General features: G+C 70.6%; 11 protein-coding genes and 1 tRNA gene. 6 read left to right on the forward strand and 6 right to left on the reverse strand.

Annotated elements, in window-relative coordinates; genetic code table 11:
* Positions 1 to 407: trehalose-6-phosphate synthase (locus CVO76_RS02405; RefSeq protein WP_244186283.1), on the reverse strand; the 407-nt coding region annotated here is incomplete at its 3' end.
* Between the two features lie 168 nt (positions 408 to 575).
* On the opposite strand from CVO76_RS02405, the gene CVO76_RS02410 reads away from it, so the two are divergent.
* Both CVO76_RS02410 and CVO76_RS02415 read left to right on the forward strand, forming a co-directional pair.
* Complete coding sequence (locus CVO76_RS02410) at positions 576 to 1436, forward strand: DsbA family protein (protein ID WP_208740550.1); 861 nt, start codon at positions 576 to 578, stop codon at positions 1434 to 1436.
* 92 nt (positions 1437 to 1528) lie between these two features.
* Positions 1529 to 1605 (forward strand) — tRNA-Thr (locus CVO76_RS02415).
* A gap of 137 nt (positions 1606 to 1742) precedes the next feature.
* Here CVO76_RS02415 and rsgA read toward each other — a convergent pair.
* The 4 genes from rsgA to CVO76_RS02435 all read right to left on the reverse strand — a co-directional run bounded on the left by rsgA (position 1743) and on the right by CVO76_RS02435 (position 5244).
* On the reverse strand, positions 1743 to 2798 hold the full coding sequence (gene rsgA / locus CVO76_RS02420) for a ribosome small subunit-dependent GTPase A (RefSeq protein WP_208740551.1): 1056 nt from the start codon (positions 2796 to 2798) through the stop codon (positions 1743 to 1745).
* A gap of 197 nt (positions 2799 to 2995) precedes the next feature.
* A complete protein-coding gene (locus CVO76_RS02425; RefSeq protein ID WP_208740552.1) occupies positions 2996 to 3196 on the reverse strand; it encodes a hypothetical protein in 201 nt (66 codons plus the stop codon).
* Positions 3197 to 3314: 118 nt separating this feature from the next.
* Entirely contained in the window at positions 3315 to 4646 is a 1332-nt protein-coding gene (locus CVO76_RS02430) for a multidrug effflux MFS transporter (protein ID WP_432206122.1), read from the reverse strand.
* Positions 4647 to 4740: 94 nt separating this feature from the next.
* A complete protein-coding gene (locus CVO76_RS02435; RefSeq protein ID WP_208740553.1) occupies positions 4741 to 5244 on the reverse strand; it encodes a metallophosphoesterase family protein in 504 nt (167 codons plus the stop codon).
* A 107-nt stretch (positions 5245 to 5351) separates the two neighbouring features.
* Here CVO76_RS02435 and CVO76_RS02440 point away from each other — a divergent pair, with 107 nt between their 5' ends.
* The 4 genes from CVO76_RS02440 (at position 5352) to CVO76_RS02455 (ending at position 7319) form a co-directional block, all read left to right on the forward strand.
* Positions 5352 to 5543 (forward strand): hypothetical protein, encoded by a 192-nt coding sequence (locus CVO76_RS02440; protein WP_208740554.1) that lies wholly within the window; start codon positions 5352 to 5354, stop codon positions 5541 to 5543.
* Between the two features lie 44 nt (positions 5544 to 5587).
* Positions 5588 to 5968: a hypothetical protein gene (locus CVO76_RS02445; protein ID WP_133083138.1), complete on the forward strand. Its 381-nt coding sequence runs from the start codon at positions 5588 to 5590 to the stop codon at positions 5966 to 5968.
* A gap of 37 nt (positions 5969 to 6005) precedes the next feature.
* Entirely contained in the window at positions 6006 to 6911 is a 906-nt protein-coding gene (locus tag CVO76_RS02450) for an SDR family oxidoreductase (RefSeq protein WP_208740555.1), read from the forward strand.
* A 135-nt stretch (positions 6912 to 7046) separates the two neighbouring features.
* Positions 7047 to 7319, forward strand: coding sequence for a hypothetical protein (locus CVO76_RS02455; protein WP_133083140.1), 273 nt, complete (start codon positions 7047 to 7049; stop codon positions 7317 to 7319).
* A gap of 30 nt (positions 7320 to 7349) precedes the next feature.
* Here CVO76_RS02455 and CVO76_RS02460 read toward each other — a convergent pair.
* Positions 7350 to 7726: catalase-related domain-containing protein (locus CVO76_RS02460; RefSeq protein WP_279628589.1), on the reverse strand; the 377-nt coding region annotated here is incomplete at its 5' end.

The following is a 7726-nucleotide window of genomic DNA, read 5'->3' on the forward strand; positions in this document are numbered from 1 at the left end:
ACGGACGCGGTCGCCTCCGCGAAGCGCTCGTTCACCCTGCGGTAGGAATCCCACCAGGTGCGGTGGAACTCGGGGGAGGCAATGACGTCGTGGTAGAGCGGCCACAGGGTGGCGTTGGAGAAACCCTCGTAGTACAGCTCCACCTCCTCCGCGCTGAGCGGCACCGGGACGAGGCGCATGTTGGCCTCGTCGAACGGCTCGAGCGTCTCGTCCGGAGCTCCGTGCCAGCCCACCCAGGCACCGTCGGCCTTCGCCATCACCGGCGCCAGTGCCGTCACCAGGCCGCCCGGGGAACGGCGCCACGCGCTGGCGCCGTGCTCGTCGACGACGCGGTCCACCGCGAGCCGGTTGGACACGACGATGAAGTCGAAGTCGCCGAACCCGCCGTCCGCGGAGAACGTCGGGATGACCCCTGGCGTGGTCGAAGGTTGTGCTGCGCTCAAAACGGGCTCCATCGCGGTAGTTGGTCTTCCCCGTGACTCTATCGGGTCGTGCTCCCCGCGGTCCGGCGTCCCAGGGGGCTTGAAGCAACGGCCGATAAACTGTCGCCACCGCACGGCCGACGAAGAGGACTGATGGCACCCGCACCCGCACGCAAACCGACCAAAGCCGAACGCGCCGCCGCCGGCCGTGAACGCGAGCGCCTGGCGCGCGAGGAGCAGCAGCGCAAGGACCGCCGGAACGGGCTCCTCGCCCGGTGGGGGGTCGTGGTGGCAGCCCTCGTCGTCGTCGCGGTCATCGCCTTCGTGGTGGTCGACACCGTGCGAGGACGGGTCCCCGATGCCGGGCCGGCACCACAGGGTGGCAATGCCCAGGGTGGCATCACGCTCCTGTCGAGCACGGACACGGCGCCGACGGGGACCGACGCGGTCGACGTCGCGACCCTGCCCGGGGAGCCCGCCGCCGAGGGGACGGTGCCGGAGGGCATCACCTCCGTCACCAACGGCCCCCTGCAGGTGGTGGCCTACGTCGACGTCAACTGCGTGCACTGCGCGGACTTCGAGGCGCGGCACTCCGAGCAGATCCTCTCGTGGCTGGACGGCGGCGAGATCACCTTCGAGTACCGGACCGTGGCCTACCTCGACCGCACCAGCAGCACCGAGTACTCCTCCCGCGCTGCGAACGCCGTCGCCTGTGTGGCCGATTCCGCGCCCGAGGTGTACTTCGACGTCAACCAGCGGCTGTTCGCGCACTACGAGCAGGGGGAGCTCGACGACGACGGCCTCGTGGCGCTCGCCGCGGATGCCGGTGCGGGGGACATCTCGTCCTGCGTCGAGGACGGTACCTTCCGGCCCTGGGTGAAGTACACGACCGAGGCAGCACAGGCCGCGGCGGTCGGCGGAACGCCCACCGTGTACGTGAACGGTGAGGTGGTGCCGAACGCCGTCGAGGATCTCGAGACGGCGGTCCAGGCGCAGTTGGATGCGCGCGGCTGATTTCCCGCGGTGCCGGGGCTGGGCTACCCTTATTGAGCGCTGGCGTCACCTCCCCCTCGGGAGGGCGGCGGTGCCGCTGGCCCGGTCAGCACGCCTCCTTAGCTCAGTTGGCCAGAGCACCGCTCTTGTAAAGCGGGGGTCGTCGGTTCGAATCCGACAGGGGGCTCCATCCGAACCCTCCTGACCAGCAGAACCCCTGGCAGGAGGGTTCTGCCATGCCAGAGCTGCCCGTCTCGGCGGCCGGCTGCAGCCGCGCATGCCTGACGGCGTCCTCGGCGCGCTTCGTACAGTTCGACGGCATCCCGCTCAGCGATCGTCGGCAGGCCGGTTCCGGTCGTCCTTCCCCATCCCCGCATCGCGGGGCGGTCGATGGGACGACGTCGTGCGTCGCCGTTGCTCAGCGACGCTCTGCCTTCGGTGGAGGCTCGCGAGTTCGCGCTCCATCTTCCGGTAGCTGAGCCAGCGCCGTTCCTCCAGCAGGCCCGACCCGATGGCAGCGTGCACGGCGCAGCCCGGTTCGCGGTCGTGGGCGCAGTCCCGGAAACGGCAGTCGGGGAAGAGCGCCTCGACGTCCCCGAACACCTCCGACAGCCCGTCCTCGGCGTCCCACAGGGCGAACCCCCGGAGTCCCGGCGTGTCCATCACGACGGCGCCGTCGCCGAGAGGAACCAGCTCCCGCGCCGTCGTCGTGTGCCTACCCCGGCCGTCGCCGGCCCGCACCGCTCCCGTGTCCTGCCGGTCCTCGCCGGTGAGCGCGTTGATCAGGCTCGACTTCCCGGCGCCGGACGGCCCGAGAAGGGCGAGGGTCTGCCCTGTGCCGATCCGCCCGCGCAGCTCCTCGAGACCGTCGGCTGCCTCCGCCGACGTCGTGAGTACCTCCACGCCGCGCACGCGGGCGATCGTCTCGGCGACGACGTCGTCGAACCGGGTGCTCAGGTCGGCCTTCGTGAGGATGACGATCGGCACGGCACCCGAGTCACAGGCCGCGACGAGGGTCCGTTCGAGTCGATTGGTCGACAGCGGCCGGTCGAGGGGGACGACGACGCCGACCAGGTCGATGTTGGCGCCGAGGACCTGGGCCTGGGACGAGGGGTCGAAGGCGCGCTTGCGCTGCAGGGTGGACCAGCGGGGCAGGGCACACACGACGGCCGGGGACCCGCCGTCGTCCCGCACCCCGACCCAGTCGCCGGTGACTAATCCGCCGTCGCCGTCGAGGTGGAGGAGGCCCTGCGGCCGGGCGAGCAGGACGCGGCCGCGATCGGCCCGGATGACCCGGGCCGGCAGTGTGCCGGCCGTGGGTGCGAAGGAGGAGAAGAGACCGTCGACGCGGTCGGTGAAGCCGTACTGCACGAGAGTGTCCAACGTAGGTCCTCTGCTGAGGGCCTCCCACGGGCGCGGCTAGTGCGGGAGAGGGAGGGAGGCGGGGCGGATCAGGGCGGCGGCGCACTGCGCAACGTCAGGGACCATGACTCCACCTCCTCCTACGGATCGCGGCTCGGGGAACCGGCGGACCCCCATGCTAGTCCTGTCCGTGGTGGTGGGACCAGGACCGGAGACGATCAGGCGGAGGTCTTGTCCGCCTTCGCCGCGGCCCTGCGCTCGGCCCTGCGCCTCTCCCGGGCCAGATCACGCCGGAACTTCTCGTCGTCGACCGCAGCGTTCCGGCTCATCCCCATCACCCACACGACGATGAGGACCACCGCGAGCAACCAGACGACGATCACGGCGCCGAGGAGGAGGGCGATCTGCAGGACGGTCATGGCACTCCTCTCGTCATGGGCGGCCGCGAACACAGGTGCTCCATTGTCCCAGAGTGCGGGCGGTGTGTCAGGTACTGCTCCCGCATCGGGGTCCGAACGCCCCGTGGACGTGTCGGTGTCAGCCGCGCTGGTCGGGGCCCTGGGCCTCCACCTGTTCCGCCTCGCGCTCCTCGGTGCCGGCGGCCGAGGTGGTCGGTCCCGGTTCCATGCCGTCGCGCTCGCGCCAGCCGCCCGTGCGGTAGGCCGGCGTCCCGACGGCGAGGACCATCAGGGTGAGTGACACGGCGACGAGCATCACGCACACCATGGCCACCGAGTCGCCGCCGAGGAGACCGACGAACGGGCTGACGAGTCCCGCCACCCCGGACTGGAGGGAGCCGATGACGGCGGCGGCGGTGCCGGCCATGTGCCCGTAGTTGTGCAGTGCGAGGACCGAGGCGTTCGCGGGGATCATGCCCTGCGTCCCCAGGACGAGCCACAGGCCGGCGACGAGTCCGACGATTCCGCCGAAGCCGGTGAGCGCGATGGCCAGGAGGACGAGGGCGCAGACCATCTGCACGATCACGGCGATCCTGAGGACCCGGATCGGTGCGGCGCGGCGCACGAGGGCCGCATTGAGCTGGGCCGAACCGACGATCGCCGCGCCGTTGAGCGCGAACACTGCGGCGAACTGTCCCTGGTCGAGGCCGTACTCGTCCTGGAAGACGAAGGGGGAGCCGACGACGTAGCTCATGATCACGGCGAGCCCGAGGCCGGGAATCACCGCGAGGGCCATGAAGTGCCGGTCGCGGAGCAGGGCCGCGTAACCCCCGGCGACCTGTCGCGGGTTGCCCGGGCGCCGCTGGTCCCGTGGCAGCGACTCCGGCATGAACCTCCAGACGATCAGGACGAGGAAGAGCCCGATCAGCGCGAGCGCGTAGAACACGGCCCTCCACTGCCACGCACCGGAGATGGCCTGCCCGACGGTCGGCGCGAAGAGCGGCGCCACTCCGATGACGAGCATCAGCCGGGACAGCAGCCTGGCCGCGTCCGAGCCCACGAAGCGGTCGCGGATGACGGCGATGGCCACGACCGACGCGGCGGCATTGAAGAAGCCCTGGCAGACGCGCAGCCCGATCAGCGTCCCGATGTCGGGTGTGATGGAGCACAGGACGGACGTCACGACGTGTAGTGAGATGCCGATGAGGAGGGGCAGGCGCCGTCCGAACCGGTCGGAGAACGGTCCGATGACGAGCTGGCCCACGCCGGCCCCGATCAGCATGCCGGACATCGTGAACTGCGCTGCGGCCTGCGTCGTCCCGAGGTCCTCCGCCACGACGGGCAGGGACGGGAGGTACATGTCGGTGGTGATCGCCGGCAGCGCGGCGAGGGCGCCGAGCATCAGTATCCACTTGATGCTCGAGCGCCGTGTCGGAATGGTCCCGGTTCCTGCCGTCCTCGCTGTGCTCACCTTGAAACCCTAGGCGGATCGTTGACCGACCGAACAGGTCTTTGGGGAAGGCTCTTCATCGGATGATCCTTCTGGACAGGGATCGTGTCCGGGGCTAGCGCGCCGGCAGCCGGTGCAGTTCGGCCTCGACCCCTCGTGGGTCGATGACGGCGGTCATGTAGGTGCAGAACGGCTGGCGGCGCCGGTCGGTGGGGGAGCCCGGATTGAGCAGCCTCAGCCCGGAGTCGGCGGAGGTGTCCCACGGGATGTGGCTGTGGCCGAACACCAGGACGTCGACGTCGGGGTAGAGCGCAGCCATGCGTGCTTCGCGCCCCTGCTTGTGGCCCGTCTCGTGCACGACGGCGAGGCGTACGCCGTCGAGCTCCGCCCTCGCGACCAGGGGCAGCCGCGCCCGGAGGCCGTCGCCGTCGTTGTTGCCGTAGCAGGCGATCAGGTGGTCGGCGCGGGACTCCAGTTCGTCCAGCAGGGCTTCCTCGGTCCAGTCCCCGGCGTGCACGACGACGTCGGAGGACTCCACGGCGGCCCACACCTCCGCAGGGAGCTCCTTCGCGCGCTTGGGCAGGTGCGTGTCGGCGAGCAGCGTCAGGGTGAGGGGCATGCAGCCATTGTCGGTGGTCCCCCCGTACCAGTGACAAGTGGAGGGCCCTGTGCCATGCTTTCGTAAGCACGCTTACTAATGATGCGGGACACCGCGAGGAGGCAGCAATGCAGATCGACAAGTCGCAGATCATCGAACTGTTGAAGAGCCAGGGCAAGGACGACCACGCCGACCAGGCCGGGTCCGAACTCCCGGACCGGGTGGATCCGGAGCAGCACGCGGACCTCCTCGCACGGTTCGGCATCACCCCGAAGGATCTGCTGGGCAAGATCCCCGGCCTCGGCGGCTTCGGCGGTTAGACACCCCGGCGCATGGGCGCCACCAACGAGTGAAGGAGCCGGTCATGGATACGAGTCAAGTGGTGTGGATCGTCGTCGGGGTCGTCGTCCTCCTGGCCGTCATCGCCCTGGTGGCACTGCTGCTCCGCAAGCGGGGCACCGCCCAGCGGGAGCGCCGGCAGGAAGAGGACCGCCACCGGGCCGCCGAGATGCGCGAGCAGGCGAAGAACACGGAACTCGAGGCACGCGAGCGTGAGGCGAAGGCGACGATGGCCGAAGCCGAGGCGCAGCGTGCCGAGATCGAGGCCGAGCGGCTTCGCCGACAGGCCCAGGAGAGGCAGACGGATGCGCAGGGGCTTCGTGAGAAGGTGACGCACCACCATCAGGAGGCCGACTCGATCGATCCCGACATCCCGAAGGACGGCGATCCGCGACAGGGCCGGTGATGATCGGCCGGTCGGGACAGGCACGATGACTGCCACGGTGACTGACACGGTGACCGTGGTCATCACGGGCGCGTCGAGCGGTATCGGCCGGGCGACGGCGCGACTGTTCGCGGCGGACGGAGCCCGGCTCGTCCTCGCCGGGCGCGACGCGCGGACGCTGGAGACGGTGGCCGCCGAGTGCCGCGGCAGGGGGGCCGCGGTGATCGTCGTGCCCACGGACGTCGGCATCGAGGACGACGTCGACCGCCTCGCCGACGCCGCCGTCCGCACGTTCGGCGGTATCGACGTCTGGGTGGGCAACGCCTCGCTGTACAGCTTCGGCACCTTCGAGCAGACGCCATCGGAGGTCTTCGACCGGATCATCGACGTCAACCTCCTGGGCCAGGTGTACGGGGCGCGTGCAGCCCTGCGGGTCTTCCGCACCCAGGGCCGGGGGGTCCTGGTGTCCGTCGCGTCGGTCTACTCGAGAATCACCTCGCCACTCGTCGGCCCCTATGTCACCAGCAAGTTCGGGCTCCTCGGTTTCCTGGAGGTGCTCCGGATGGAGCTGAGGGACGCGCCCGGGATCCACGTCTGCGCCGTCCTGCCGGCCACGATCGACACACCCATCCACCAGCATGCGGCGAACTACACCGGTCATTCCGTCCGCCCGCTACCGCCGGTCACGGACCCGGTCAGGGTGGCCCGGGCGATCGTCCGCGTCTCGCGCCGTCCCCGCCGCCTGGTGCAGGTGGGCCGGATCCAGTCGGCATTCGTCTACGCCCGGGCGCTGGCACCGGCCGTGTACGAGCCGGTGGTCGCCCGCGCCTACCGCACGCTCGCGGTGAAGAAGGGGTCGGCGGCGGCAGCGCCGGGCAACCTGTTCGAGCCGGACCGGACGCTCACCGGTGTCACGGGCGGCTGGCGGCTTCTGTCGTGGCTCCGGCGCACTCCCGGCGGTTGATGCCGGTCCGGACAGCGGCCTGCCGGGCCGGCGGGCACGGTCGCCGCACAGCATGCCCCCGGGGCGCTGTCAATGTGAGGGACACGACGTTCGCCCGCGAGCGTCGCGCCACGGGCGCACCTCCATAGTTGAGGTATGAATCAATGGCAGGGCCTCCTGGCGCAGTGCGCCCGGGGTATGGGGTTCGATCGCGGGCGCAGACGGGCGGCCTACGCGCTCGCGGGAGTCGGGGTCTTCTGGGCCGTGGGGCTGCTCGGCGGTCTGCGGATCCTGCACACCGCGTCGTCGCCCATGACCACGCTCGTCCTCCTGTACGTGATGCTCGCCGTCGTCGCGCTGTCCCTGGTGGTGGCGGCAGCAGCCGTGGCCGAGCTCGGGCGGCAGGCCGCCGAGAGGCGCCGGCGCTAGGCACCGACGCCTCCCCGCCGCGGGGGCCGGCTAGCGGGTGACGACGACGTGCTCGTTCGGCACGCAGTGCGTCATCGTCAGGCCCTCGACATCCCGCGGACCGTTGCTGCCCAGGTTCTTCAGGCGCTCCAGCTCCTCCTCGGACAGGGTCTGGCTGGCGAGCGGCGGCAGGTCCTTCACGTCGGCCAGGCCGACCCCGAGTCCCTCGCCGACGCGGGCCCCGAGTTCGTCGTCGACCAGGTAGAAGTGCCAGACCATGCGCTCCTGCACCGCACGGGCCGCCTGCCCGATCAGCGTCACGAAGTTGGCGATGAGATCGTCCTTCTCCCACTGCTCGAGCAGCTGGTACCGCTGGCCCGCCTGCAGGTAGTCCTGGGTGAGCGGGATGCGCTGGCGGGTCAGGCGCC

It is taken from the genome of Arthrobacter agilis, from assembly GCF_002953615.1.
GTDB lineage: Bacteria > Actinomycetota > Actinomycetes > Actinomycetales > Micrococcaceae > Arthrobacter_D > Arthrobacter_D agilis_B.

Coding starts and splice junctions, on each gene's coding strand:
- CVO76_RS02410 (WP_208740550.1), top strand. CDS start 576: ATGGCACCCGCACCCGCACGCAAACCGACCAAAGCCGAACGCGCCGCC.
- CVO76_RS02425 (WP_208740552.1), bottom strand. CDS start 3,196: ATGACCGTCCTGCAGATCGCCCTCCTCCTCGGCGCCGTGATCGTCGTC.
- CVO76_RS02435 (WP_208740553.1), bottom strand. CDS start 5,244: ATGCCCCTCACCCTGACGCTGCTCGCCGACACGCACCTGCCCAAGCGC.
- CVO76_RS02440 (WP_208740554.1), top strand. CDS start 5,352: ATGCAGATCGACAAGTCGCAGATCATCGAACTGTTGAAGAGCCAGGGC.
- CVO76_RS02445 (WP_133083138.1), top strand. CDS start 5,588: ATGGATACGAGTCAAGTGGTGTGGATCGTCGTCGGGGTCGTCGTCCTC.
- CVO76_RS02455 (WP_133083140.1), top strand. CDS start 7,047: ATGAATCAATGGCAGGGCCTCCTGGCGCAGTGCGCCCGGGGTATGGGG.